This is a genomic window from Sulfitobacter sp. 1A13496 (assembly GCF_043557225.1).
GTDB classification, from domain to species: Bacteria; Pseudomonadota; Alphaproteobacteria; order Rhodobacterales; family Rhodobacteraceae; genus Sulfitobacter; species Sulfitobacter faviae.
Genome location: NZ_JBIFFP010000010.1, coordinates 23,011 through 47,561 on the forward strand (window position 1 = coordinate 23,011; position 24,551 = coordinate 47,561).

23 protein-coding genes are annotated in these 24,551 nt (G+C 56.1%); 12 read left to right on the forward strand and 11 right to left on the reverse strand.

Features of this window, described 5'->3' with window-relative positions:
- Positions 1-20: 20 nt before the first annotated feature.
- The 3 genes from ACGYLX_RS17370 to ACGYLX_RS17380 all read right to left on the reverse strand — a co-directional run bounded on the left by ACGYLX_RS17370 (position 21) and on the right by ACGYLX_RS17380 (position 2,612).
- Complete coding sequence (locus ACGYLX_RS17370) at positions 21-749, reverse strand: hypothetical protein (RefSeq protein ID WP_007120933.1); 729 nt, start codon at positions 747-749, stop codon at positions 21-23.
- A 206-nt stretch (positions 750-955) separates the two neighbouring features.
- Complete coding sequence (locus tag ACGYLX_RS17375; RefSeq protein ID WP_208855124.1) at positions 956-1,510, reverse strand: ankyrin repeat domain-containing protein; 555 nt, start codon at positions 1,508-1,510, stop codon at positions 956-958.
- 295 nt (positions 1,511-1,805) lie between these two features.
- Positions 1,806-2,612, reverse strand: a complete 807-nt coding sequence (locus ACGYLX_RS17380; protein WP_284376190.1) for a helix-turn-helix transcriptional regulator — start codon at positions 2,610-2,612, stop codon at positions 1,806-1,808.
- Positions 2,613-2,703: 91 nt separating this feature from the next.
- On the opposite strand from ACGYLX_RS17380, the gene ACGYLX_RS17385 reads away from it, so the two are divergent.
- The 3 genes from ACGYLX_RS17385 to ACGYLX_RS17395 are packed head-to-tail and all read left to right on the forward strand — an operon-like array spanning position 2,704 to position 5,716.
- Complete coding sequence (locus tag ACGYLX_RS17385) at positions 2,704-3,648, forward strand: ornithine cyclodeaminase family protein (protein WP_152464275.1); 945 nt, start codon at positions 2,704-2,706, stop codon at positions 3,646-3,648.
- Positions 3,649-3,660: 12 nt separating this feature from the next.
- The gene (locus ACGYLX_RS17390; protein WP_152464276.1) at positions 3,661-4,785 is read left to right on the forward strand and encodes an aminotransferase; all 1,125 of its coding nucleotides are present in this window, start codon (positions 3,661-3,663) and stop codon (positions 4,783-4,785) included.
- 19 nt (positions 4,786-4,804) lie between these two features.
- A complete protein-coding gene (locus ACGYLX_RS17395) occupies positions 4,805-5,716 on the forward strand; it encodes a dihydrodipicolinate synthase family protein (RefSeq protein ID WP_152464277.1) in 912 nt (303 codons plus the stop codon).
- A 224-nt stretch (positions 5,717-5,940) separates the two neighbouring features.
- Here ACGYLX_RS17395 and ACGYLX_RS17400 read toward each other — a convergent pair whose 3' ends face one another.
- Both ACGYLX_RS17400 and ACGYLX_RS17405 read right to left on the reverse strand, forming a co-directional pair.
- On the reverse strand, positions 5,941-7,257 hold the full coding sequence (locus ACGYLX_RS17400; RefSeq protein ID WP_007120932.1) for a type II toxin-antitoxin system HipA family toxin: 1,317 nt from the start codon (positions 7,255-7,257) through the stop codon (positions 5,941-5,943).
- Positions 7,247-7,579, reverse strand: a complete 333-nt coding sequence (locus ACGYLX_RS17405; RefSeq protein WP_050770458.1) for a helix-turn-helix transcriptional regulator — start codon at positions 7,577-7,579, stop codon at positions 7,247-7,249. Before ACGYLX_RS17405 ends, ACGYLX_RS17400 begins: the two co-directional genes overlap by 11 nt.
- Positions 7,580-8,139: 560 nt before the next feature.
- On the opposite strand from ACGYLX_RS17405, the gene ACGYLX_RS17410 reads away from it, so the two are divergent.
- From ACGYLX_RS17410 to ACGYLX_RS17440, 7 genes are all read left to right on the forward strand, one after another.
- On the forward strand, positions 8,140-8,478 hold the full coding sequence (locus tag ACGYLX_RS17410; RefSeq protein ID WP_007120930.1) for a DUF736 family protein: 339 nt from the start codon (positions 8,140-8,142) through the stop codon (positions 8,476-8,478).
- A 460-nt stretch (positions 8,479-8,938) separates the two neighbouring features.
- Positions 8,939-9,604 (forward strand): DUF6088 family protein, encoded by a 666-nt coding sequence (locus ACGYLX_RS17415; protein WP_040701892.1) that lies wholly within the window; start codon positions 8,939-8,941, stop codon positions 9,602-9,604.
- A 549-nt stretch (positions 9,605-10,153) separates the two neighbouring features.
- A complete protein-coding gene (locus tag ACGYLX_RS17420) occupies positions 10,154-10,330 on the forward strand; it encodes a hypothetical protein (protein WP_007120927.1) in 177 nt (58 codons plus the stop codon).
- 512 nt (positions 10,331-10,842) lie between these two features.
- Positions 10,843-11,565 (forward strand): helix-turn-helix domain-containing protein, encoded by a 723-nt coding sequence (locus ACGYLX_RS17425; protein ID WP_007120925.1) that lies wholly within the window; start codon positions 10,843-10,845, stop codon positions 11,563-11,565.
- Positions 11,558-13,486: a relaxase/mobilization nuclease domain-containing protein gene (locus tag ACGYLX_RS17430; protein ID WP_007120924.1), complete on the forward strand. Its 1,929-nt coding sequence runs from the start codon at positions 11,558-11,560 to the stop codon at positions 13,484-13,486. The genes ACGYLX_RS17425 and ACGYLX_RS17430 overlap by 8 nt, the downstream gene beginning before the upstream one ends.
- 15 nt (positions 13,487-13,501) lie before the next feature.
- Positions 13,502-15,415 carry a type IV secretory system conjugative DNA transfer family protein gene (locus ACGYLX_RS17435; RefSeq protein ID WP_007120923.1) on the forward strand — a complete coding sequence of 638 codons (1,914 nt, stop codon included), beginning with the start codon at positions 13,502-13,504 and terminating at the stop codon, positions 15,413-15,415.
- A gap of 404 nt (positions 15,416-15,819) precedes the next feature.
- Positions 15,820-16,806 carry a LysR family transcriptional regulator gene (locus ACGYLX_RS17440; RefSeq protein ID WP_007120922.1) on the forward strand — a complete coding sequence of 329 codons (987 nt, stop codon included), beginning with the start codon at positions 15,820-15,822 and terminating at the stop codon, positions 16,804-16,806.
- On the opposite strand, the gene ACGYLX_RS17445 is transcribed toward ACGYLX_RS17440, so the two are convergent.
- The 6 genes from ACGYLX_RS17445 to ACGYLX_RS17470 all read right to left on the reverse strand — a co-directional run bounded on the left by ACGYLX_RS17445 (position 16,803) and on the right by ACGYLX_RS17470 (position 22,376).
- Positions 16,803-18,059: a TRAP transporter large permease gene (locus ACGYLX_RS17445; RefSeq protein ID WP_007120921.1), complete on the reverse strand. Its 1,257-nt coding sequence runs from the start codon at positions 18,057-18,059 to the stop codon at positions 16,803-16,805. The genes ACGYLX_RS17440 and ACGYLX_RS17445 overlap by 4 nt on opposite strands.
- Positions 18,060-18,071: 12 nt before the next feature.
- Entirely contained in the window at positions 18,072-18,644 is a 573-nt protein-coding gene (locus ACGYLX_RS17450; RefSeq protein ID WP_007120920.1) for a TRAP transporter small permease, read from the reverse strand.
- On the reverse strand, positions 18,644-19,609 hold the full coding sequence (locus tag ACGYLX_RS17455; RefSeq protein ID WP_040701884.1) for a TRAP transporter substrate-binding protein: 966 nt from the start codon (positions 19,607-19,609) through the stop codon (positions 18,644-18,646). The genes ACGYLX_RS17450 and ACGYLX_RS17455 overlap by 1 nt, the downstream gene beginning before the upstream one ends.
- Positions 19,610-19,682: 73 nt before the next feature.
- Entirely contained in the window at positions 19,683-20,435 is a 753-nt protein-coding gene (locus ACGYLX_RS17460) for an SDR family NAD(P)-dependent oxidoreductase (protein WP_007120918.1), read from the reverse strand.
- Positions 20,436-20,484: 49 nt separating this feature from the next.
- The gene (locus ACGYLX_RS17465; protein ID WP_007120917.1) at positions 20,485-21,528 is read right to left on the reverse strand and encodes a transketolase family protein; all 1,044 of its coding nucleotides are present in this window, start codon (positions 21,526-21,528) and stop codon (positions 20,485-20,487) included.
- The gene (locus ACGYLX_RS17470; RefSeq protein WP_152467648.1) at positions 21,525-22,376 is read right to left on the reverse strand and encodes a transketolase; all 852 of its coding nucleotides are present in this window, start codon (positions 22,374-22,376) and stop codon (positions 21,525-21,527) included. The genes ACGYLX_RS17465 and ACGYLX_RS17470 overlap by 4 nt, the downstream gene beginning before the upstream one ends.
- A 384-nt stretch (positions 22,377-22,760) precedes the next feature.
- Between ACGYLX_RS17470 and ACGYLX_RS17475 the strand changes: the two genes are divergently transcribed.
- Complete coding sequence (locus tag ACGYLX_RS17475; protein WP_040701957.1) at positions 22,761-23,393, forward strand: tyrosine-type recombinase/integrase; 633 nt, start codon at positions 22,761-22,763, stop codon at positions 23,391-23,393.
- A gap of 315 nt (positions 23,394-23,708) precedes the next feature.
- A complete protein-coding gene (locus tag ACGYLX_RS17480; RefSeq protein WP_007121049.1) occupies positions 23,709-24,527 on the forward strand; it encodes a hypothetical protein in 819 nt (272 codons plus the stop codon).
- Positions 24,528-24,551 lie beyond the last annotated feature (24 nt).

Consider the following 24,551-nt stretch of genomic DNA (forward strand, 5'->3'; position numbering starts at 1 on the left):
CCAACAGCTTGAGTGAAGCCTTAGTGGCGATGTGGTACGTCGACCATACCGTCGGTTTCCAGTTGCAGACACGCCCGCCACAATGGCGTTTTCCAGTAGGTGCGATCTGTTAGTCTCCCACCGTCGGATGTTTCCTCCAGAAAACCAATCCAGCTGAGTGGTTGCAGGACATGCGTGAAGATGAACCCGGCGTGGTCATAGTATTCCCGATCAATCACATGCGCACGTTTTTCGAGACCATAGAGTGTCTTGACGAGATGCGCTTCTGTGAGGCCTTGTTCGGCCTCGACGTTGATGATGTTGAGGAAGATGTCCCAGTTTCCGGGAGCTGTGAACTCTGATCGGGCATTTCGCGCGTGACTATATTCGAACAGGTAAGTTTCTGAGATCTTCGCGAAGAACGCACCACGCTGGCTGGCAAGGTCTTGCGCCTTTTTTGAAACCTGGAACTTTCCCTTTGTATGACGCCCGAACTTGGCGACAGTCATCAAATCGTGGACGACCATCGCGTGCGGCACGTCCCATTCGTTCAAGACTTTGTTGAGTCGCATCAGTTCATCAGTATGATATTGCGGCCAGGGCGAATGATCTGCCATCCAATGGGCAAACTTGCGGTTGAAGGCCTTGATTTGCGTAAGCCCAATCCCGCCGTGCGCTGCGGCATATTCGAATGCGTTTTCCATCGCTTTCAGAAGGCGGGAGTGATCGAGTACTGGATCACCATCAGCAATGTCATGGAACTTAATCATCTGGTTGCCTACCACTTTGGCCGAGCCAATGTCGATTGAAGCAAAATTTGAAGGTTGCCTACTTCAATAATCAATCGTCTGACTCATGCAACCAATGATTGTTGCTTGCTGTAACCGTAGACCGGCCATTCGGCGCGGTCGCAACGAAGGGGAAAGAAGCGGACGAAGGGTGAATTCGCTGCGGGTGCGCTAATAGCCGCTATTGGTCAGACTTCGAAATTTGAAATAAAATCGGCTGATCTGATGTGACCGAGATTCCGCGCCTCGTCTTCGGCGTTGGCATCGTCGTCACAAAGCGTCGTAACGGACCTGTCTGAACCAGCTTCAAGAAGCATGCGCATCGCCGTTTCGTCGTCCCGCATTGCCGCCAGATGCAGCGGCGTCCAACCGTTGATCCCACGTTGATTTAGATCGGCTCCCGCCTCAATCAGTAGTTCAAGGATCCGATGTCTGTTTTGAACCAAGTCGTCGAGGCATTCCATCAACGGTGGAAAGCCTCCCGTCTTTTTAGGGCTTAGATCTACGCCCTTTTCAATCATCCATTTAACAGATGCTACAGACCCGCTTCCAACTGCGTGACAAATCCAGCTGCTGTTAAGCCAGCTATCCTCGCCGTGTGGAAAACTGTCGACCACTTCCAACGCAAATTCGAGGTTAGACAAATCTCCCTCTGCAAGCCAGGCTCCAACCTCCAACAGTTCTTTGTATGAAGGGTCATCCTCCTTCTTAAATCCGTAATCTGCCCAACCTGTTCTGGCCATTTGTAGACTTGTCCCTACCGACGAATATGGTTCGATTTCAATTTATCTACTTTTGATAACAGACATTCGTGCGTAGCGCAGCATTGGTCAATTTGGGCTCTTCAGTAGCATTCGCTGCGCGAACCACGAGTGGCCGGTTGGAGAAACAGCGCCTTTCGCTGCGCGACCCACGAACTGGTAAGTTGCGGACAAAGCGCACCTTCACTGCGGTCGCGCGAATGTCCGGATTTAAGAATTGCGACGTAGTGCCTCTAAGTTAGCAGTTCTACTACAGTGTATGCTGGGTTTACTCTATTTACTTCTCTCCCTCAGGTTCACGCGATTTCAAATAGGCGTGGAACAACTGCTGCTGTGTGCTGATGCCAAGTTTGGCATAGGCGTTACGGCGATGTGATTTTACTGTTGGTAGAGCAATGTCCAAACTTAAACTGATTGAAAGGCTGGAATGCCCTTTCAGGATCATCTGGATGATTTCAGCCTCTCTTGGCGAAAGGATATCGTTCCCAAAAGATGCCAAAGACCGTGATTTCGTTTGGTCCAATGGTAGATTATTAATGGAGTTCGATGCGAGCCTGAGAAACGCGGACCGTATCAGTGGCAAAACGCTTCGCAAAGCGTCCAAATCCGCATCGGGGATACCTTTCGATGCAGCGGCGCGGGCAAGGCTTATTTCACCCACCATGCCGTCTTCTAGTTCAACGAGCACGGACACTTCCCGAAGGCCTTGTGGCCACCCGGGCGTTCGGAAGCTTATCTCTTCAGCATCATCCGCAATAACGTCCGCTGTAGTCGCGCTCCAGTTATCAGGGGCGAGGTCGGCCATGCGGTAAACGCCGCCGCCGAGACCACCCCGTATGGCGTTATGAACGGGATTGATTTCAAAAGTGGAGGTGACATAGCGTTGCACTGCCGCTTTGGAAGAAAGATCAGCGTAGCTGTCAGCCAAGTAGACAGGCGATGCATTTGGTCGGTTCAGCACGGCAAATGCCGCCTCGCAAGGGTACAAAGCAGATACGGCCTCGATAAAACGGTCGGCGCCTGATTGGCCATCGATGACGCTTGCCAGCTTTTCGCTGAAGGCTTGGAAACTTGTCTGCGGCACGGCTATCGGCACTTTCCTTTGTAGAGTCATCCTTTGGGATGATGGCGTTGTCTGGCTTGCTTAGCTAGCAAGGCCAAAAAGGATTAACGCAATGGCAAACACCCCAATTACTCTCGACAGAGAAACCGTTTCTAACGCATTGGGCAAGATCGATATTGTTGAAGCAATGCGAGACCTTTTCACAGAGCTTGGACAAGATCGTGCAGTTCAACCGCCGCAGACCATTACCGAATTTCCCCAAGGCGGTGATTTCATCACATATCTCGGGGCGCTTGGCGGCGCGGGCGTTTTTGGCGCAAAACTGTCACCCTACTTGCCGCGTGACGGCGGCCCCATCATCACCGCGTGGTCGGTTCTGATGTCGATGGAGACGGGCCAACCGCTGGCCTTGCTGGACGCGGGCGCTTTAACGACAGAACGTACCGCCGCGACGACCGCGCTCGCGGTTGATTTGCTCGCGCCAAATGATCGTCCCCTCAAGCTTGCGGTCATTGGTTCAGGTGCTGTGGCACAAGCGCATATGCGTCATGTCGCCGGGCTGCGCGATTGGGCAGATGTGCGTGTGTACTCGCCAAGTTTAGCGAGCGTGCCGGAAACACAGGCAAAATGGCAAGGACTACAATCCGGCATCACCTTAGCCGATACGGCTAAAGTCGCTGTCCAAGAGGCAGATGTCGTCATGCTGTGTACGTCATCGGGTACGCCTGTTGTGGACGTGGCCGATTTTGCCTCAAATGCGCTTGTCACCTCGATCAGCACCAATGTGGCGCGTGCCCATGAAGTTGACCCAGCATTTCTGAAGACCGCACAAGTCTATTGCGACTACCGCGCCACGACACCAAATGCGGCCGGTGACATGGTAATTGCGCAAGAAAGCGGATGGTCTGCGAATGATATCTGCGGCGATCTGGCAGAGCTTTGCGTTGCATCCTGCGCCAAACCTGACGCGGATCGCCCTGTCTTCTTTCGATCCATTGGCCTCGGCCTTGAGGACATCGCGATCGGCTACGCCGTCTATCAACACGCCACAGCGTAAAGGACCTACGCCATGCATATCGAACCGTTCAAAGTCGAGATCTGGATGAACGAGTGGGAAAACCACTGCACCTATAATCTTGCCGAAACCTGCGTTGCCAGCATCACGATTGATGAGTTGCTGCAAATGTCCGGTCGCAACAGCGATGATCTATCTGCGCTGCTGCCGATGAAAATGACCTACGGTGCGATCGAGGGTTCGACCCGTCTGCGGACTGCGATTTCGACGCTTTACGCTGATAAAGACATTGCCAATATCACTGTCACCCACGGGACCATCGCGGCGAATACGCTGGTGCATAAATCATTGGTGTCGCGCGGGGATCGGGTGGTTTCGATCGTGCCCACGTATCAACAGCATTACTCCATCCCTGCAAGCATCGAGGCAGATGTTCAAATCTTGCGCCTACGCGCCGAGGATGGATTCCTGCCTGATCTTGACGCATTGCGTGCCTTGGTGACGCCTGACACCAAACTGATCGCGCTGACAAACCCCAACAACCCCACCGGCGCGTTGATCGAACGCCCGATGCTTGAAGAGATCGCGCAGATCGCCCGCGAAGTTGGGGCCTATGTTCTTTGTGATGAGGTCTATCGTGGCACAGGGCAAACCGGCGATGGCATGACCCCGTCGATTGTGGACGTCTACGAGAAAGGCATCGCCACGGCCGGTATGTCCAAGGCCTATTCCTTGGCTGGCCTACGCGTCGGCTGGGTCGTGGCACCTGCTGAAGTGACCGAGAAGGTTCTGATCCACCGTGACTACGACACGATTTCTGTCGGGATGATCAACGACCATTTCGCGGCGATGGCCTTGGAAAACAAAGACAAACTATTGGCGCGTAGCCAAAAGATCACCCGCGACAACCTTGCGATCCTTGCGGAATGGGTCGCCGCACAACCGCGCATCTCTTGGGTCAAACCAAGCGCCGGAACGACGGCAATGCTCAAGATTGATGTGCCAATCACGTCGCGAGGGTTCTGCGTCGATCTTTTGCAGAAAACAGGTGTTATGATGACCCCGGGCGATGCCTTCGACATGGAGGGCTACGTGCGCATCGGATATTCCAACAGCACCGATGTTCTGAGGGCGGGTTTAGAAAAGCTAAGCACCTACCTGACTGAACTTTCTGAATAGTGCCCAATTGGAGGCGATAATGTACACTCTTCCAAAACTCTGCGCGGCTTTGGTGACTCCATTGGATGCGCGCGGGGCCATTGATACAAGCACACTTTCGCAGCATTGCGCATGGGTCCTTGCCAATGGCTGTGATGGTGCGGTCCTGTTCGGAACGACCGGCGAAGGGCCGTCTTTCGGCCTCACAGAACGCATGCGCGCCCTCGAAGGTCTGATCGCTGATGGCATTGCGCCATCAGCTTTGATCGTGGGAACCGGCTGCGCGTCCATCGAAGACACAGCCGCTTTGACCAAACATGCAACGGATCAAGGGTGCGCAGGCACGCTGATCCACCCGCCTTTCTTTTTCAGGCCAGCTGATGATGATGGTGTGATTGAATTCTACTCAGGTTTGGTTGATCAGCTGGGATCTGAAGTCAGGAATATCGTGTTCTACCACTTCCCCGAAGCAACAGGTGCGGGGATCGGTATTCGCACCATCCGGCACCTTTTATCCGCTTATCCCGGCGTGTTCTCAGGTATCAAAGACAGCTCTGGCGACCTATCGGCAACGCTTGAATATGTTACTCAGTTCCCCGAGCTTTCAGTGTTCACCGGGGATGACAACCTGCTCTGGCCGGTTCTTGAAGCTGGTGGGCACGGCGCAATTACGGCCACGGCAAATTTACTTCCGGCTGAACTTTTCGAAATATCTGAGGGTTGGCGAGCTAACTCCCCCAGTGCTCGGGCGGCGCAATCTCGCATGGAATTAGCTTGGGTTGAAACTCTGCTAAAATTGCCGGTTACCCAAGCCGTGAAAGAGGTGCTTGCCCATCGGTCTAGGAATGGAAACTGGCGAACTCTTCGCCCTCCATTGCGCCCATTGTCCGATGCCGACCAGCAGTTTCTGGCCGCGCGAGGAGAAACTAACTTTTGGAATTTCCCCACATAGCACGCAAATGCCAATGGTATCAGACCACCTTACCGCTCCCAATTCCCGACCTCTGTGTTTTGTTCCAACGCTTATCGGTAGATTTATCAGTATCCCAATACCGGACATTCGTTCAGCGCGCAGCATCAGTGAGTCTGGGCTCTTCTGTAGCATTCGCTGCGCTATTTACGAACGGCTGCTTTCGCTTACCGTAAAGGCCAAATACCTATCGAAACGACCCCTGACTAAGCTAGCAATTGCCCTCGCGACCCTTCAAATTGATCAGTCAGAGTATCATGATCCGAACTCAAGCCTTCGATACAGTACGGATTCAGGAATTGTCGCCCGCCAAACAGGGCTTTGTCTGTTGCGCTGAGGTCTGCGAGCTCACAGACCGCGTCCCATTTACGGGCAATCGTGATAATCTGTTGCGTGATGACCTCGATTGCGTCGTCGTCGGTGAGTAGGAAATCTGGTGCGGCGGTTAGACAACTGGCCAAAGTGCTCATCCGATTGTCGCCCTTGATTAGCATCGCCTGCGTCGCTTCATTCCCGGTGCGGCCTTGAGGGCAGATGTCATAAGCGGGGGAGAGCGTAAGCATTTCGCCGTCCCAAAAGGCTGCATGATTGCGGGCGTGATCGTCCGTATTGCCACACAGCACGTTAAAGCAGATTCGGCCAAACAGCTCTCGCAGCGTCTCCTTGGGCTTGGCGAAGCGGTGACGAATGATCTCGGCCAGATCCTCGTAGGAGGCATAGCGCGCCATCATCTCATCCAGCCCAAGGATTGTAAGTGCAGACACCATCGCTTTGCGATGCCAGTCCTCACCTGCGCGGGTCCGGTCAAAGCGCTCGATCAAGAGCACGTCTTTGCCGCCAGCTTCAATCATCGAGACGGGCGCGACGTCTAGGCCGCAGGCAGCCGCGAGCTTCATCGCGATGAATTCCGCTTTGACGACGCTATAGAGGTCGCCGCTTGCCGAGAATTTGGCGATCAACTTGCGATCTCCGCGATCGATCAGCGCCTTGGGCCGCGCGCCACCGATTGATGTACCGTGATTGAGCGCCTGATCTAGGCCAAGCGTCAGGGGCGCGCCTTTTTCAATGAGACTGGCTGCCTCGATGAGTTCCTCATATGTGGCTTCGGATTTCCGGCGCGGCACATACTGCGTCGCCGACGCTTGGAAATCGAGGGCACCGATGCGGTCAGAACCGGATGCAAGCAGGTAGGATATTTCTGTGATGTTGCCGACTTCGGCTGTACTCGCCTTTGCGCCCACCAAACGATTGATGATGACACGCCGCCCCCATGCATCCGGAGAGCCGTCGCGAATGCAGCTGGCCATCGAAAGACCGGCCTGAGGTTCGATGATGCCTCGACGCAGCGGGAGTTCGGGTGCGTATATCGGTATTGCATCGGTGCGCTCGAGGTAGCTTGCACCGTAATTGAATACGAACCGGTCCGCATCTTGCGTGATGCGCCCTGCAACGACAGGGGCGGTGCTTTCGGGCAGCCATATCCAGACAAAGGCCTCCGAGGCTTGGGCAAAATTAGAAGTCATCGTCGACCTCTTGCTTGGATGCCCGGACGCTCTTTGGCAGGAGTGTTAGTTTTTCATCAAGGCGGGCATTGTGCATTGCCAGCGTACTGTCATCGGCATCAAACAGACGCACGCCAACAAGCGCTGCGACCTCGAAGACCGTGCCGATCTCAGGGCCGGGTGCACCTTTTTCGATGTTATACAGTGTCGTGCGGCTAATGTTTGCACGGTCCGCAAGGTCTTGCGCTGTCATGCCGCGTTCCGTGCGCGCGACGCGGATCAGCTTGCCGAAGGTAGACAAAGCTTGCTTCGTAACCCGTGAGTAACTTCTTTTGCGTTTCATGTGCGCTGCCATTGTCTGATTAGATGAACGTGAGATGTCTTACGTCCAGTATATTGGACAAGTATTATCAATCTGGCGTCGAGTCAAGATGTTGTCCAGTATTCTGAACGTAATGAAGCGAATGTTCAGGTAAGTGAACGAAACTGGTCTTTGGTGCATCCATTCCAGCAAACCGGCCCCACCAGAGCTTGGGGGGAGATGGAAGAGAGCGAGATGTGTCGTTCCCAGGTCTGACGGAGGCAGGGTCTTTTGATCGGCGCGTTGTCAGTCAAATTGGAAATGAAGATGCCTTCCCGCAATTTCTTTTGTCAGTGTTCACTATCAGCGACGTGGCCATAGGCTTTCTCCTGATGTGTTGAGTTGCTCGATAATTCTGGTCGCAGCTGTCGCCCCGTCCACAAAGGTTGTCCCCGCTCTTTTTCCCCTGTCCCTGCGGGCCATTCTTCGCGGAACAAAAAGAGCGGGGCCTGCCCCTCTCCGCTGCGCTTCGCCTTCGGTATGTCCGGGCCTTGGCCAGCTGCAAGGTGACCATCATTGCAACGCAAACAAGGAGAAAAGCAATGACCACGAACTGCATCAAATTCACCAGCGACGACATCGAAACAGCAAAAGGTATCGGCTCAATTTCAACCCTGACATTCGACCTCGACATCACAGTCGAGCCCGTTGCCAGCAGCAACCCTATGGCACCAACGCATCGCGTCCTCGGCCGCTCCCCTCGCGGCAAACTGGTTGAATGCGGTGGCATCTGGAAGAAGCAGAACAAAGACACCGGTTCTGACTACTTCACCCTGACGGTCCGCGATCACGCCTTCAACGCCAACCTTGGCAAGGCCGCGAGCCAGGATGACATGTCTCTGCAAGCCATCATCCCCTGGGGCCCAAAAGAGGCCGCCTAACACACGGGCCAGACCGCTTCGGCGGTCTGGCCACTTTCCCGCACGGCAGAGAGCATTGCTCATGTGGAATAAGCGGCTGATATGCGCAGTACATTTTCTGCAAAGCGCGCGGGGGTCGAATAGTTGAAGAGATGTTTGATTATTGTTCTCGATCAAATTAACCAGGCAAAAGGCAGGAAACTGTCGGCGACCCGTAATGCTGTGTGCAGTGCGAGCGCTGCGGTGACCCAAGCCCCAAAGGCAAGGTTGCAAGCCGCAGTTACAAGCTTATCTCGGAGCAGCTCTTTTTTACTGAGTTATCTGCATGACCGAGTGTGCTGCGGTACGAACCAATTTTACCGATTGTGACAGCATCAAACCGATATGGATGATCTGGTTGCCAATTTGAAAGCCATCGTCGTTTAAGGCGGTACATCAGCTTGAACTCGCTTCTGTCCGAATTTTGCGGTATATTTCGGACATGATCGGATCTGCACAATTGAAAACTTTGCCAGACCGCCTACGCGCTCGTGTAGATGACGCGCCGCGACAAGTGTGGACGCCAGCTGATTTTGCCGACATCGGGGGTCGCGCAGCTGTCGATAAGGCACTGCAGCGCATGGTCACGTCCGGTCAGCTGCGCCGCATCCAGCGCGGGCTCTACGACAAACCATCCCAGAATGCGCTGACAGGCAAATCTACCGTACCAGACTACCGCGCCGTCATCGATGCAATCGCGCGTCGCGATCAGGTTCGCTGGTTGATCGATGGTATGACGGCTGCCAACACGCTCGGCCTCACCAACGCGGTGCCGGCCAAAATCGAAGTGCTTGTTGATGCGCGGTTAAAGCCTGTCACTCTAGACAATCAAAAGATCGTCTTCAAACAAGCGGCACCTAGTCGGCTGTATTGGGCAGGGCGCCCTGGCATGTATCTGGTGCAGGCCTTGCACTGGCTTCATGACGTCATGTCGAGCGACGAAGAACAGGCGGCTGTTCAAAGCGCAGTGCGTCGCCTGCTAGCCAGCCACGAAACTGGCCCGGCACTGTTGGACGATCTGAAAAGTGGTTTCGCTGCTACGCCAATTTGGATGCAGGACATTTTGCGTGGGCATCTGTTTGGTGCGGCTGCGGGTGATCGAGGCTGAGCATGGAAGGTTTGAACGCCTCGCTCTCTCCAGATGATGAAATGGCCGCTCGGATGATCGGTGATTACCAAAATGCTGAGGCCATGATCTTCGGTGAGGCTCCATCCTTTGATGCAATCCTGGCGTCGACTGGGTCTCTCGAGGACCAATTGAACCAAGCTTGATCTTGTGGCTTTGAAGCTGTCGTTCGGTTTTTTGGAGCGGCTTGGTTGAGATCAGGTGAGCAGCAACTTCGTATCTGAGTGTGGGATACCGTCCTCTTTCGCCTGCAGGAAAACTGGTGAGAGACGGTTCAATTCTTCACCGTGTTGTGCTCTTCCCATTGACCTGTTGGCCCATCAGATCGCTAGCCCGGAGGCGAGCGGGCTGCAACGCTTGGGCAAGGTTTCTGGACGGCTGGCGCCTTGCGCGCTGCTTTGCATCGCCCACAACAAAAATCGCCCTTCACGTGCTCCATTTCATTGCGCCCCAAGTTGGGTGCAGCCCGCTCTGATGCCTCCGGTCTTTTCCACGATCCGTCCAACGACGATCAATGGAAAGGATCACAACATGACATTCGAACAATCTCTCGACCTCGCAGAACTGCAAGCTGACATGGCCTTTGAAACCTACCTCTCAGCCTTTGAGGAGGGTGACCATCCTGAAGTCATAGACAGCCTCGCAACCGAGGCTCTGATTGCCCAAGATCGCTGCGCAGATTTGCGCTCTCAGGATCTGGCTCATTGAGCCAGATACCCCTGCGGATTGAGTGATCCGCAGGGGAGGGCGACCTCCTGTGGGAGGCCCCAGACAGGCAGTTGTAGAAGCTGACACCGACGCGGTCGGGCGTCAGCTTTTTTGCTGTTTTCATGTTGATCACTCGATGCGCCTTGGGGGCGCATATCCTTGCGTATTGTTTTGTATGTGAAGGCCCGCGCTCGCTTTGTGCGAGCTGCCAACAGGGTCAGTCAGAATGTTTCTGATAGTTGGTGTGGCCTCTGGGAGGCGGCGTGAAGCGCATAGAAATTGAACTCATGCAAAAAGATAAATTGCACAATATGTATTATTGATATATGAAGGAAGGAGAAGAAAAGGACGTTGGCAGGATATGCCACTTGTCTGCGACATTTGTCCGAGGGGTCTGAGAGCGTGCCACGCAAGAAAGAATCCACCAACACGCGCGAACGCGCTTGCAAGCAAGCGCTGCCTCGCACGCGCCGCCGGATATTTGATTTTGAATGTAGCGAGGTGCACTTGTGATGAAGACAGGAAGACCAAAACGCCTCAAGCTGGAGCAGCGCATTGAGCTGGCGCGGCGCTATCATGCAGGTGAAACCCCAAAGGTATTGGCGGAAGCCTATGGCGTCTCTCGCAGGCATGTGACGCGGCTTGCAAAGGAAGAGCAGGGCGAAGGACTGGCGGTGCGTGATCCCTCTGAACGGGTCAGTTTCCGCGCCTCAGCGTCAGAGCTCGCAGCCTTTGATGCAGAGTGGCAGACACGTGGTTTCGCCAACCGCTCCCAAGCCCTCAATGCAGTGCTGCGCGGACGGTGTGGGTTCCTTGATGTGCCGCGCGATCTAGTTGCTGAATTCTGTGCCAGTTGGCGACAAGCCAAGGACGTCAGTGATGCTGGTTTGGCGCTCGCAAAGGCTGTGCATCGCGGCAAGATTTCCGTGTCGCTTGAGGACCGCGCATTGCTTGTAGACCTGCTTGATCTTGCGCAGTGCATGAGCCGTGAGCTCGGCCAGATGAAGTATGCAGCGCAGGTCCGACGCAAGCAGGATTGGCCGTTAAAGGAAGAAGGGGATGCCACCCTGCGGGCGCATCCAGATGAGACTGCGCGCGTGGCATCGGGACTGAGATTGGTGGCAGGGGAGGGTGGCCGCGAAGGGGTGCGGGAATCGGCTGCTTTGGTTCCGAACGGCGGGTCTGCGCTGCAAGCGGGCGCGATCGTGATTGATCGGAACATCTCCAATGGCTGATCCGCTCGCTCTTTACAGTTCCGTCATGGGGAAGCTCTGGGAGGATGAGCGGATCCGGGGCAAAGCCGCGGCGCGGATTGATGCGCGTATCGCGGGCCGGCGGCAAGGGCGCAGCTTTGGGCGCGTCGGATCCATGTCGGCGCGCAACGTCGCCAAGGCTGCCAGTGGCCAGAGCCAGGCGGCTGTGTTCAAGCGGATCAGGGCAGGGGGGTGCAAAACACAAGCCTCTCTTGGCAATCAGCTTGCCTATATCAATGACAAGGCCGTCTACACTTATTCGACCATGACCAATGCGCTGACGGATGACGCGGTGCTGTCTGAAGATCAGAAGTCAGATATCATCGAGGCTTGGTCGGAGACCTGGCGCGGATCGACCAAGCTCGGGTTCACCTCACACATGCTGCTGTCGTTCCCGACAGACGTCACCGTCGATCAGGTGCGCGACATCGCGATGGACTGGACGGAGCATTTTTTCGAGAGCGGTGAGTACGGTGATCAGTGGGATTACGTTCTCGCCGTACATGACGACCGCGCCCACAAACATGCGCACATCATTCTGAACAACCGTGGGCTCGATCAGGGCACATGGTTTTCTTGCTGGGCTGAGGGCGTGATGTCGCCGCAGCTAATGCGCGAAAAGCAGGCCGAGATCGCAGAAGGCTATGGCGTCATACTCGACGCGACGACCCGTCTCGAGCGGGGTATCTTTGAGAAGCCAGCGGGTCTTGCTGAAATCTACCGCGCCAAAGAAGAAGCGCGCTTGCCGCGCGAGATCATCATGACGGCCGAGGAATCCGCCGTCGCACAAGCGCAGGTCGTGGGCTTTGCCAAAGACTACACAGAGTTTGCCGAGCTGCTGGACCGCATGGACCAGCGCCATCTGGCCCGCGCCGTGCGCGGTATGGCCGCCAATCTGGGCACTGGCACCCCTTGGACATTCACCGAAGGAGAGATCGATATGAAAGACATCAAAACCGTTGGTGATGCCATCGACTATTCCGAGCGCACGATCGAAGCGTTGCGGCTGAAAGCCGAAGAGCTTGATGTAACCGAGCGCGCCGCGTTTGAAGCCAAGGCCGCTCCCGTCATTGCGGACTTGTCACAGATGGTGCCCGATCCAGAACTGCGCGCGCGGTTTGGCAAGCAGCTTGAAGAGCCCTATCCGCCCGGTGCTGGAAACGAGGTGCTGACCGCAGCGCTGCAGTCTGGCAATGACGACGCTTTGAAAGATGTCCTAGCGCAAGCCGATGAGGCGGGCATGGATAGCAATGAGTTGGTGGCGCGGATTACAGCTGGCGGCACGAAGAATTACGGCATGGCGCAAGACTGGGTTGAGCGGGACATGAATGCCGTCCTCAGCAAAGATGGACTGACGGTCGAGAGTGCGAATGATGAGCAACTCGATGGGGCGTTGGAACGTGTCGATGGGGTGATGGAAGCCCTGACCGAGCGGGCCAAAGAACTCGGTGTCGCAATCGGGTTGAGCCTTGCAGAGGAAGAGGCGGCAGATCTGCCCTTGATCGATGAGGATGATCGCAGCCCCAATACCTATCTGCAGGATCTGGCGGATATGTTGCGCGATGGGCAGTTGTCAGAAGTTCAGGAAGAAACTGTTGAGCGCACTCTGCAGGCTGAGCTGTTCAAAGAGCTGGGCGAGGAAGGCCTCGGCGAGCTGCGGCGCGGGAACTACGAAGTCCTCAACGACGTGCTGCCGGGCAAGATCGATCAGATCACCGTCACACAAGAATTCCTAGAAATGACCTTTGAAGAAACCGGCGACCAGGTCTTCACTGATCGTGCATCCAGTCTGCAGCAGGACAAGGCAACCGAAGTGGCGCAGCTCAAAGGGCAGCAAGAGGCGCAGACCTTAGGCAAAGACCTTGGGCGTGATCGTGGTCTCGACGACGAGATGGAATTCTAGAGCGAGGATGAACACATGAACAAAGCATTTCCTCTTTGGGCCGCACTGCCCTTTGGCGCAATCTGCGGTGCGATCCTCGGGACCATTGTCGCAAGCTTCTATTTGGCATTGGCGCTGCGAACGGGGTTTGGCAATTTCGACATGCTGGCTGTGTGGAACGCCAGTCCTGGATTGCGCGCGGCACACCCTGAAGCCTTCAAGGTGGCTTACGGTGCAGTTGGCTTTGGATCCATCGGGCTCGGTGGCCTTGCACTTGCTTGGACCTGGAAGAAAGAACGGGATGACTACGGTTCGGCCCATTGGCAGACCAAACCAGAGCTTATGAAAAACGACATGCTGCATAAGCCGGGGAAGGGGTTTGTTTGCGGCAAGCTCGGACTGCCAAAGTCAAAGGGCGGATTTATTTCTTCTGCGGCAATCCCGCATGTGATGATGGTGGCGCCAACGCGGGCGGGTAAAGGTGTGGGCTTCGTGATCCCAAACCTGATGGCCTTCGCAGGATCTGTGGTGGTCCTCGATGTCAAAGGCGAGAACTTCGAGAAAACATCCCGCTTGCGTGCACTCAATGGCGATGAGGTTTATCGCTTCAGCCCGTTTGATTGGTCCAATGCCACGCACCGTTACAACCCGCTGTCGCGCATCGCCAAAGCGCCAACCTTTGCGCAGCGGTTTACGGAAGTCAGCATCTTGGCTGATCTGTTCCTCGATAAGGACAACAAGACGCTGGATACGTTTTCAGAGGCAGGCAAGTCGATCTTTGTGGCAGCCTGTCTGCTGGCGATCCAGCGCGGCACAGCAAACCTTGGCGAGGTGAACAAGATCGTTGCGGGTGGTGAGTACAAGAACGCCCAATACAAGACTTATGCCGATGAGGCGGAGGAAGCTATTCTGCGCGAACTTTGGACCAACGCGGCCAGCGCGTCATCGCGGTTGCTGACCTCAAATATTCAGGCGCTGATGACGGCGGGCTTGAAACAGTGGGACAATCCGGCGGTCCGCTCAGCCACTCAAGTCAGCGATTTCGATTTCGCGACGTTCCGCAAAACACCGCAGTCACTCTACATCGCGGTTTCAGAAGACCACATCGCGACGCTGGCACCACTATTGCGGCTGATGTTCGCGGACTTGATTGCATCGATCCGTCTCAAAGAGCCAGAACAAGATGAGCCGTGGCCAGTCATGATGATGATTGATGAATTCCAGCAGATGGGCGCAATGCCGTATTTGGAACGCGCGATCCATTCGCTGGCGAGCTATGGGGGCAGGGTAGCGATGATCGCGCAGTCGCTGGCATCGTTGGATCGCATCTATGGGTCCGAGGGCCGTGAAAGTTTGGAGAACGGTGCAGGGCTGAAGCTTTACATTACGCCGCGGGATCAGCGCACGGTAAAGGAGGTTTCGGTGGCTGTGGGCAGCACGACACGGGAAGCGGTGACGCGGATGTACGGGCGGAACAAAGGGATACTTGGTGCGACGTCGACATCTGCCCGATTGGAGGAGCGGCCGCTGCTATCGGAGACAGAGGCGCGGCTGATGGATCCCGACGAGGTAATAATCTTGGCGTCGCCGCAGCATCCGATCAAAGCGCAGCGCATCAAGTACTACGATGATCCGCTTTTTAAGGCGATGGACGCCAAACAGAAGGACAAGCCGTTTCCTTATCCGCCAAGTGTGGAAGGTGTTGGGCCATGGGGTGTTGGGAGTGACGAGAACAGAGCGCAGGGGGCAAATGAAACCGGGGGCCATCCGCCGGCGCGAGATCGTGCGGAACGGCGCGAGGCGCGGGGGATGCGGGTGATGGGTGAAGGGGTTGAGATGGAACAGCAGCCTGCGCCAGAGGCGCTCGAGCGAGAGGCGGATGTGCCGAAGGCTTGGGAGCAGACGCTGGATATGCGGGAAGAGCTTATCGAGGAATTGTTAGGGTACTAGAGGCTGTTGTCGCGAACAACAGCGGACGTTGGAGCAAGCCGTAGCGGATTCACAATTCGAGCCCGAGGCGGTCATTGCTATTTCTCGCTGCGCGCGCTCGCAGCAAGAAAATCGCTGCATCAGCTTTGCTCATGGCGCTGCAAGGCGGCGGGAAAACCGGCCATTGGTGCAAGGCGCAGCAAAGATTGAGGCGGCAACTCACAGGTTGCGAACAAAGGGTGAATTCACTGCATGCGCGACAACGGCCGGTCGATGAGCATCGCGACTGCATTAGATGTAGGTCGGGCAGCGCTCCACGAGATCCCAACGTATTGGCCGCCCCTTCGTTTGTTAGGAGTGCTACTCGACAATTTCAGCCCATCTTAATAGACTCTACTCTCTAAGTCCTCAGGGTCCGGCGTCAAATGCGTGACATAAACATCAGAGCAACCGAATACTTCGAATCCGTGGCGCGGCTCGGGACGGTTACGAAGGCCGCGCAGGAACTCGGCGTGTCGCCATCGGCCGTAAGCCAGCAACTACGAATCCTAGAAGAGCAATTTGGCGTCAAACTTTTTCGCCGCGAAAAGCGACGGCTTATTCTGACACTGGACGGAGATCGTCTGTTTCAAACCACGACCCAGGCCTTCAGTGCCATCCGAAACGCCCGAGGCGCGATCTCGCGCCAGCGGGATACACGCAATCTGACCCTTCGGGTCAGCCCCAGCTTCGGCGTTCGTTGGCTTGGTCCAAAAATCGCAAATTTTGCGACAGAAAATCCCGACTGGAACATCCGCATTGACGCAACGCCCGACTTCACCGCATTCGATACCGAGGCGGTCGATTTTGACCTGCGCTACGGTTTGGGCGGTTGGACGGGCCTGACAGTCAACAACGTCATACATGATCTTGTGCTTCCGCTGTGCAGTCCGGATTACCTTGCTTCGTTGCAGGAACACTCCGACGATCCGCGCGAACAGATCAAGGCGGCGCGCCTGATCGACAGCGTGAAGATGCTGTATCGTTGGGATCTATGGCTTGCTTCGAACAAGATCGAGATCGAGGGCCTGACATATCCTTTTCGCTTCGACCGATCCTCGATGTCGATTGAACTGGCAAAGCAGGGCGGCGGGCTTGCGCTTGACAGCGTGACGCTCTGCCTGCCGGAATTACAGCGCGGTGAGCTTGTACCGTTCTCGACGAATTTCGACGTTATAGATTTCCCGGCCTATTGGTTCGTTTGTCCGCCACGCCACTTCAACCGCCGTATCGTGAGCCGATTTGCGAGCTGGCTTCAGTCCAGTGCAGACGAGCACGAAGCCGGCGCGCGCAAGTTTCTGACCGGCTTGGGGTGCAGCTTTCGGCCCGAATCCGGGCCGGAACTGATCGATGTGAAACCTTGGGGTATTTAGTAAATCGTCAAGGCGGGTACGTAAGAGATGAGCAAAAGGACCACGATTGCCACACCGTAGAACGGCAGCAACCACTTCACGGTCTGGCCAATACTCGCACCCGAGATCGCCGAGGATATGAACAAAGTCGTGCCAACAGGCGGGGTGTAAAGACCGATCGCCAAGTTGACGACCATCATCAGACCAAGCTGCACAAGGTCCAGACCGATCGCATTGCCGATCGTGACGAATAGTGGGCCGAGAAGAAGAACTGCGGCAGGCAGATCGAGAAACGCGCCAACGATCAGCATCACCACATTCAAGGCAAGGATAACCATCCAGGGTTCTGAGAAGGTCAGTTGTACCCATTCAGCAAGCTCCTGTGGGACTCGCTCGGCTGTCAGAACCCACTGGATCGTCGAGGATGCCATGATGATGATCATGACTGCGCCGGTCATCAGCCCGGTGTCGACCGAAGCCTGCCAGATTCCGCGCCATGTGAGGTCGCGATAGACAAGACCGGACACCAGAAGTGCGTAGGCCACCGCCATGACGCTGACCTCGGTCGGCGTGGCGACGCCGAAGCGCAGGGTGCCGATCACGAAGATAGGCATAAGCAGCGCGGGGATCGCTGCGAAAATCTGCGACTTAAACGCCCGGAATCCGCCTTCGAGCGGCGAGCGCGGCAGGTTCTTTATTCCCGACACCACGGCGACTGCCGCGAACATACCAACGCCGAGCATGACACCCGGCAGGATACCGGCGATGAACAGGTCAACGATTGAGACATTGGACACGAGGCCAAACAGGATCAGCGGAATAGACGGCGGGATCAGGACCGACACGGTTGACGAGGCCGAGTTGATCGCGGCCGAAAACCCGGCCGGATAACCTTCTTTCTTCTGCACCGGGATCAGCGCATTACCAAGCGCGGAGGCATCGGCCACCGCCGAGCCAGAGACGCCGCCGAACATCACCGAACCGATGATCGAGACCTGGCCCAGACCCCCTTTGAAATTGCCGACAATCAGTCGTGCGATATTGACGAGATAGACGCCGAACTTGCCCGACATCATCAGGTTGCCAGCGAGGATAAAAAACGGGATCGCCAGCATCGGGAAGCTTTGTGTCGGCGTATAGAGTCGCTGTGCGATCACCGCCATCGGCTTGCCGTCGAGCCAGAGCGCAGCAGCGACCCCGCCCAGCATGGCATGGGCGACAGGGACCGAAATTGCCAGCAGAATGAAGAAAATCCAGACGAGGGGAGCGGTCATGATGGTCTCCTTTCAGCTCAGGCTTGCGTGTTGGGGATCGTGATTGGCAACATCTTCGCCGGACAGCGCCCTAAAGAGGTTAAGCGCGGCAATGAGCGCCATGGCCGCGAAAGCGTAGACAAGACTCGAATACCCCCACACCTGCTTTATGCCGAGGGTCGACAGGGTCTGGAACTGCGAGGCCTTCAGGATTGGCTGGCTACTCCAGAGAACACTGATGGCAATGATCAGGATAATCGCTTGGATGATCAGATTGAGCCCGAGAAGCGCCCGGCCTTTCAGCAGATCAGAAAGCAGCGTGATCGCAATATTGCGCCCGCGCGCTGAAGCAATCACGAGCCCACCAGCCACCAACCAAGGCAGCAGGATCGCATGTATTTCAGAAGCCCATGGGATGCCGGAGCCAAGAGCGTAGCGTAGGATCACATTGACGAGAAGTGCTACGAACATTGACGCGAGACAGGCTGCCACGATGATCCGGCCGCTCCAGTCCAGTACGTTAGTAGCCCCGCGAGCCAGGCTGAGGAAGGGGCTGTTCTGCCCCTTCCCGCCATTCTCCGGGGACTTGCGGTCCCCGGCGGACATCACAGGCCCGCCGCTTCGCGTAGTGCCGCAACGAGCTCAGGGTACTGCTCCGCGTACTGGTCGTAGACGGACTGCGTTGCTTCTTGATATGCCGCCTTGTCGGCTTCGGCGAAGATCGCGCCTTCGGCTTCCATCGTCGGCCGAAGCTCCTCGTCAGAGGCCAGTACCAGATTTCGTTGAAGCTCGCCAGCTTCGGCCACGGCGTCGGTGACACAGGTTTGCGTCGCCTCGTCAAGGCCCGACCACCAAGCCAGACCCGCGACGACCGGCGTGGATTCGTACTTGTGGCCGGTCAGCGTGACGTAGGGGGTAATTTCGTGCAGGTTGGCCGAGTAGATGTTCACAAGCGGGTTTTCCTGCCCGTCAAAGACGCCGGATTGCAGCGCGGTCGGCAGTTCTGACCATGCCAGAGGAGCTGGAGATGCACCCAGAGCCTCGAAGATGTCGACCGTCATCTGATCGGGGGGGGTGCGGATCTGCATGCCCGACAGATCAGCAGGGGTTGGAACGCCCTTCTCAGTATGAGTGACGTTCCGGATGCCGTTGTCCCAGAAACCCAAAACCTTGAGGCCTGCGTTGTTGGCGCGTGCGTCGATCATATCACCGACCTCCCCGTCAAGCACGGCCCAAGCGGTCGGCAGATCCTTGAACAGGAAGGGCAACCCCAAGAGGCCCACTTCAGGTACGATCTGGCTCATTGCGCCTTGGCTATTCGCAGTGATGTTGATGACACCTGCCGTGGCAGAGGTTAGCATCTCGGAGTCGTCACCCATCGTAGCAGAGGCTGCCACGTTCACGGTGTGCTCGCCGCCCGTGCACGCGGTGAAAAGTTCGGCGAACTTCTCTGCTGCGACATAGCGCGGATTGCCTGGGTTGGAGCCGTGGGCGAAGATGATCTCGTCCGCTTGTGCGGTGCCCGCGATTATGGTCGTGGTGGCCAGAACGGCCATTAGTGTTGTCTTCATTGTAGGTTCCTCCCTTTGAGAAGACTTCAGGTTTTGGCGCCATTCCTCATGACGCCGGCTTTTAGCTCGGGGATCAGTGGATCAAAGAGCCTCCGTTGACGTCGACCTCAGTGCCTGTGCAGTAGGCGGAAAGGTCGGACGCAAGAAACAAGGCGCAGCCGGCGACGTCTGACGCCGCTCCGGCTCGGCCCATGGGAATGCCGTCCAGCACCATCTGTTGCTGATCAGCGGTCAGCTTACCTGCTGTGATGTCAGTGGCGATGAAGCCGGGACAGATGGCATTCACGCGCACGTTGTCGGGGGCCAGCTCACGCGCCATTGCCTTGGTCAGACCAAGGACACCGGCTTTGGCTGCGGAATAATGCGGCCCGCCAAAAATACCGCCGCCGCGCTGCGCAGAGACGGACGACAGGTTGACGATGGAGCCGGATTTCTGCGCTATCATCCCGGGGATGACGGCCTGGCTCACATAAAGCGTGCCGCGCAGGTTCACGTCTGTCACCGCGTCATAGTTCTGCGGCTCGATCTCCATGATCTTGAGTGGCTGGGTGATCCCGGCGTTGTTGACCAGAATGTCAATCCGGCCCCAGCTGTCCATCAGCGTCTGGATTGCCGCATTGCAGGCATCTTTGTCAGTGACGTTACAGGCGAGACCGACATGACCCTTACCGAGGTCCGCCGCTGCGGCCTTTGCCGCGTCAGCGTCGAGATCAAGAATGGCAATTGTTGCGCCGTGTTCGGCGAACATTTGCGCTGTCGCCTTGCCGAGACCTCGGGCCGAGGCCGCGCCGGTCACAATGGCGTACTTGTTCTTCAGAAGCCCCATAGCCTCTCTCCTCCCTTAAATTGTGTTGGACTGACTAAACCCTAATTCGTCATAGCCAATCTTTGATCTTCGCCGCGATCTGGCTGACTGTCATGCCGTACATCTCGTGCAAAGTCGGCAAAGCGCCCGCTTCAAGGAACTCGTCTGGAAGACCAATCATTCGGAACGTCGGGGTTACTCCGTTCGTCAGCAGGGTCCGCGCAACCGCCTCACCAAGCCCGCCAACAACGGTGTGGTTTTCGGCCGTAACGACCAGACGACCGCCCTTCTGCGCTTCCGCAAGGATTGTCTGGGTATCCAGCGGCTTAATCGTCGGGACATGCAGCACGGCAGCCTCTACCCCATCCGCCTCAAGTTGGACGGCGGCGTCCAGCGCACGCATGGTCATGAAACCTGTCGAGATGATTAAGGCATCCTTCCCGTCGCGTATGATCTGCGCTTTGCCCAGCTCGAACTTGTAGTCTGGTTTGTGGCGAGTCAGAACGCTCGGAACCTTGCCCCGTGGCAGTCGCGAATAAACTGGACCGTTATGCGCAGCAATCTGCGGCACCATGCCTGCGATATCGTCAGCATCACACGGGTCAATGATCGTCATGTTCGGCAGGCCCCGAAAAATCGCCAGGTCCTCTGTCGCCTGGTGGCTGGGACCGTAGCCAGTGGTGAGTCCTGGAAGGGCGCAAATGATCTTGACCGGCAGGTTTTCTTCGGCAATCGCCATTGCAATGAAGTCATAAGCGCGCCGCGAGGCGAAGACAGCATAAGTCGTGGCAAAGGGATTAAAACCTTCCCGTGCCAGCCCGGCGGCGGCCGACATCAACAACTGTTCCGCCATACCCATTTGGTAGAACCGGTCCGGCATCGCTTTGGCGAAGATATGCAGATCTGTGTATTTGGCGAGATCGGCGGACAGACCGACAATCTTGTCGTCTTTCCGGGCGGCCTCGACCAGGGCAAGGCCGAAAGGCGCCGCCACCGTGTCATAGCCCTCTGCCGCCAAGGAGGCGATCATCGCGGTCGTTGCAACCTTCTGACCGTCCGGGCCCAGCCGGACCGTGCGCGGCTCGTATTTGCGCTTCATCGAGGCGAGGGTCATTGCGGCTTTCCTTCTTCCAGCTTGGCCAGGGCTTTGGACCATTCGTCGGCTTCCACGCGCACGAAGTGGGTGATTTCGCGGCTTTCCAGGAAATCTACGCCCTTGCACATGCGTGTGTCGAAAATGATGACACGCGGTCCGGCATGGTCGGTGTTGCGTGCCTCATCGAATGCGGTCACGACGGCATCAAGATCGTTTCCATCCACCCGCTGCGCGTGCCAGCCGAAGGCGGCCCATTTTTTCTCTTCATCCCCTTGCGCCAGCGCCGCGCGCGTCGGCCCGTCAGCCTGCTGATTGTTGAAATCGACCAGACAAATCAGGTTGTCGAGCTTCCACTGAACGGCAGACATGACCGCTTCCCAGGTCGATCCTTCACCCAGTTCGCCGTCCGACATGAGGTTGTAGACGAAGGCGGGGCTTTCCTTGCGCTTTAGGCCAAGAGCCGCGCCGACAGCGATGCCCAGACCGTGACCCAACGATCCACCGGTAATTTCCATACCGGGCGTGTAGGACGCCATGCCAGACATGGGCATCCGGCTATCGTCCATACCATAGGTTTCAAGCTCGTCCTCCGGCAAGATTCCTGCCTCCATCAACACCGAATAAAGCGCGATGGCATAGTGACCGATAGAGAGGTAAAAGCGATCCCGACCTTCCCATTCAGGGTCTTCTGGCCGGTATTCGAGTGCATGGAAATACGACGCGGCAAGTACGTCCGCCACGCCGAGAGCCTGGCCGATATAGCCTTGTCCCTGAACCTCGCCCATCAAGAGCGCTTTGCGCCGGATGTTCCACGCGCGTCGCTCGAGCGAGACGTTGGATTCAGAATGTCGACGGACTGTTTCCATGATTTCCTCCCTTTGCCCAGTTGGGCGTCGGAGGAATTGATAGCAGAGCACACTTCACCGGTCTTTTATCTAAATTTACAGACTTTGTTAGCTCAGCTTAAATGATTTTCATAATCTACGGAACGACTACAGCCAGACCGGCCGCTCTCAAATCAGGTCGTTGGCATCGGCCAAGTTTGGCCGCTGCAATGTCTGTCTGACACGGATTGTACCAGTTCGCGCCCGACGCAGCATTGGTCAAAATGCGCTCTTTGCTGCCGAATGCGTCTGCGGCGTGTCCCAAAAAACAGGCGACCTGACAACGGCCATTCAAACTGCCTGTAAAATTTAGGTGTCAGCGCGGTGCTGATGTCTGGGTTTGGCGGGAGGATTGGAGGGCGTAATATGCCAAGAGTCCAACTTCCCGCTGTCACCCCGAAACGAAGACCCTGGAACAAGGGCCGGATCATCGGCCAGAAACGACCACTGTTGCCGAAACAGGTCTGGGCGATCCGCGCGCGGCTCGAACTGTCGGGCAACCTGCGCGATCTTGCGCTTTTCAACGTGGCCATCGACAGCAAACTGCGAGGATGCGATCTGGTGAAACTGGCGGTTGCTGATCTGGTCAAAGATGACCGCGTGCGGGAGCGAGTCTCTGTGATCCAGAGCAAAACCAAGCGGCCCGTTCAATTCGAACTGACGGAAAACACGCGCCAAACTGTCCTGGCTTGGGTCAAGTCGCCCGAGATGTTTGCGTGCCGGTACATGTTCCCGAGTCGGTTCCATGACCGCCCACACATCTCGACGCGCCAGTACGGTCGGCTCGTCCGCGACTGGGTGACCGCGATTGGTTTAGAACCGAGCGGGTATGGCACCCATTCGCTTCGTCGGACGAAAGCGGCCGAAATTTACCGAAAGACTGGCAATCTTCGCGCAGTTCAGCTGCTCCTTGGTCACACCAAAGTGGACAGCACTGTGCGCTACCTTGGCGTTGAGCTGGAAGACGCTCTGAGCATCGCCGAGCAGATCGACATTTGAGCCACGTTGGCGGACGGCATGTGCCGTTCGCCAATCCAGACCGGACTTGCGTACGCGGCGCAGCGGTGGTTCTGATTGAGCCCTCTTTGCCGAATTTCTGCGATGCAGCTAAAGTCTGCTATCCCGGTGGAGGCAAAAACGTTCAACAACCACTTGGGTTTTGAACGGGGTTTAAGGCAGCATCGAACGAGGAGTTTCGTGGTTGTGCCAAAAAGGAGGGTTTTTGGAACAAGGCAGAATTTAAATCTACTTGAAGAGAAACAGTGCATCGACCATCAGTGATCAGAGCACGTCAACGACATGGAAGTTTAAGGAATGATGAGCGCCGATGTCCGCAGGAATGCGAAGATCCCTGCAGCAATATTTACGGTAGTTGCCCTTTTTGTCGGGCTTGCACTTTTAGCGTTGCAGATGATCCTACGGATGGAGTTGATGGCCCCTGGGCTTCAGTATATTTGCGCTGAGGGCCAGTTAACATTTTGCTTTGCAAATGTTGATCAAGCCAGCGCGATTTCGCGCGCCCCTTTGGCATTCCTAGTTTACTTGGCTCTGATTCCCGCATTCCTCGCAGTGCTTGTGATGCGCCTACAAAAAACCATGCCACTTCATTTCAAGGCATGGGTCGTTGCGGCGATGTGGCTAGCTCTTGCATGTTACCTCGCCGTTCCAATCACCAGTATAAATTTCCCCTCATCGTTATCGGGTCCTGTCGCGCCAGATGGCTGGACGCTTTATCCACCTTTGTCGTCATCCTCCTCGTCTTATCAAATTGATGCGATCCTTAATTCGCTACAAATGAACAAGGTGGTAGTTGCGATACTCTTAGCCCTAAGCCTGTTCGGTTTTACAATTGCCGGATTTAATCGACTGCGCTCCACCTTTTCAAAGGTCGTGCGAATAGGTTTCGCCACTTTGATGATCTGGATGACCTGGATGCTCATCTCACGGCTAAGCTATTTTCTGGGATTCATAAGTATGGATCGGAATTTTGGGACCGTATTTTTTGACCCCGCCTTGCAGCCGGACAAAGACTTTCCGACACGTTTTTTAGAACTTTTGGACGGCCCAGAAATATGGTACATAGCGCCGGCACTCTGTTGTTTGGTTCTTTGGTTTTTAGCTAGACGAACATAGCCTTCCAAAAAGGACCGTTTGTTG

Coding starts and splice junctions, on each gene's coding strand:
- ACGYLX_RS17470 (WP_152467648.1), bottom strand. CDS start 22,376: ATGGAAACAGTCCGTCGACATTCTGAATCCAACGTCTCGCTCGAGCGA.
- ACGYLX_RS17425 (WP_007120925.1), top strand. CDS start 10,843: ATGAAGACAGGAAGACCAAAACGCCTCAAGCTGGAGCAGCGCATTGAG.
- ACGYLX_RS17460 (WP_007120918.1), bottom strand. CDS start 20,435: ATGGGGCTTCTGAAGAACAAGTACGCCATTGTGACCGGCGCGGCCTCG.
- ACGYLX_RS17390 (WP_152464276.1), top strand. CDS start 3,661: ATGCATATCGAACCGTTCAAAGTCGAGATCTGGATGAACGAGTGGGAA.
- ACGYLX_RS17465 (WP_007120917.1), bottom strand. CDS start 21,528: ATGACCCTCGCCTCGATGAAGCGCAAATACGAGCCGCGCACGGTCCGG.
- ACGYLX_RS17370 (WP_007120933.1), bottom strand. CDS start 749: ATGATTAAGTTCCATGACATTGCTGATGGTGATCCAGTACTCGATCAC.
- ACGYLX_RS17430 (WP_007120924.1), top strand. CDS start 11,558: ATGGCTGATCCGCTCGCTCTTTACAGTTCCGTCATGGGGAAGCTCTGG.
- ACGYLX_RS17475 (WP_040701957.1), top strand. CDS start 22,761: ATGCCAAGAGTCCAACTTCCCGCTGTCACCCCGAAACGAAGACCCTGG.
- ACGYLX_RS17405 (WP_050770458.1), bottom strand. CDS start 7,579: ATGAAACGCAAAAGAAGTTACTCACGGGTTACGAAGCAAGCTTTGTCT.
- ACGYLX_RS17420 (WP_007120927.1), top strand. CDS start 10,154: ATGACATTCGAACAATCTCTCGACCTCGCAGAACTGCAAGCTGACATG.
- ACGYLX_RS17415 (WP_040701892.1), top strand. CDS start 8,939: ATGATCGGATCTGCACAATTGAAAACTTTGCCAGACCGCCTACGCGCT.
- ACGYLX_RS17400 (WP_007120932.1), bottom strand. CDS start 7,257: ATGACTTCTAATTTTGCCCAAGCCTCGGAGGCCTTTGTCTGGATATGG.
- ACGYLX_RS17480 (WP_007121049.1), top strand. CDS start 23,709: ATGATGAGCGCCGATGTCCGCAGGAATGCGAAGATCCCTGCAGCAATA.
- ACGYLX_RS17385 (WP_152464275.1), top strand. CDS start 2,704: ATGGCAAACACCCCAATTACTCTCGACAGAGAAACCGTTTCTAACGCA.
- ACGYLX_RS17450 (WP_007120920.1), bottom strand. CDS start 18,644: ATGTCCGCCGGGGACCGCAAGTCCCCGGAGAATGGCGGGAAGGGGCAG.
- ACGYLX_RS17375 (WP_208855124.1), bottom strand. CDS start 1,510: ATGGCCAGAACAGGTTGGGCAGATTACGGATTTAAGAAGGAGGATGAC.
- ACGYLX_RS17445 (WP_007120921.1), bottom strand. CDS start 18,059: ATGACCGCTCCCCTCGTCTGGATTTTCTTCATTCTGCTGGCAATTTCG.
- ACGYLX_RS17440 (WP_007120922.1), top strand. CDS start 15,820: ATGCGTGACATAAACATCAGAGCAACCGAATACTTCGAATCCGTGGCG.
- ACGYLX_RS17395 (WP_152464277.1), top strand. CDS start 4,805: ATGTACACTCTTCCAAAACTCTGCGCGGCTTTGGTGACTCCATTGGAT.
- ACGYLX_RS17435 (WP_007120923.1), top strand. CDS start 13,502: ATGAACAAAGCATTTCCTCTTTGGGCCGCACTGCCCTTTGGCGCAATC.
- ACGYLX_RS17410 (WP_007120930.1), top strand. CDS start 8,140: ATGACCACGAACTGCATCAAATTCACCAGCGACGACATCGAAACAGCA.
- ACGYLX_RS17455 (WP_040701884.1), bottom strand. CDS start 19,609: ATGAAGACAACACTAATGGCCGTTCTGGCCACCACGACCATAATCGCG.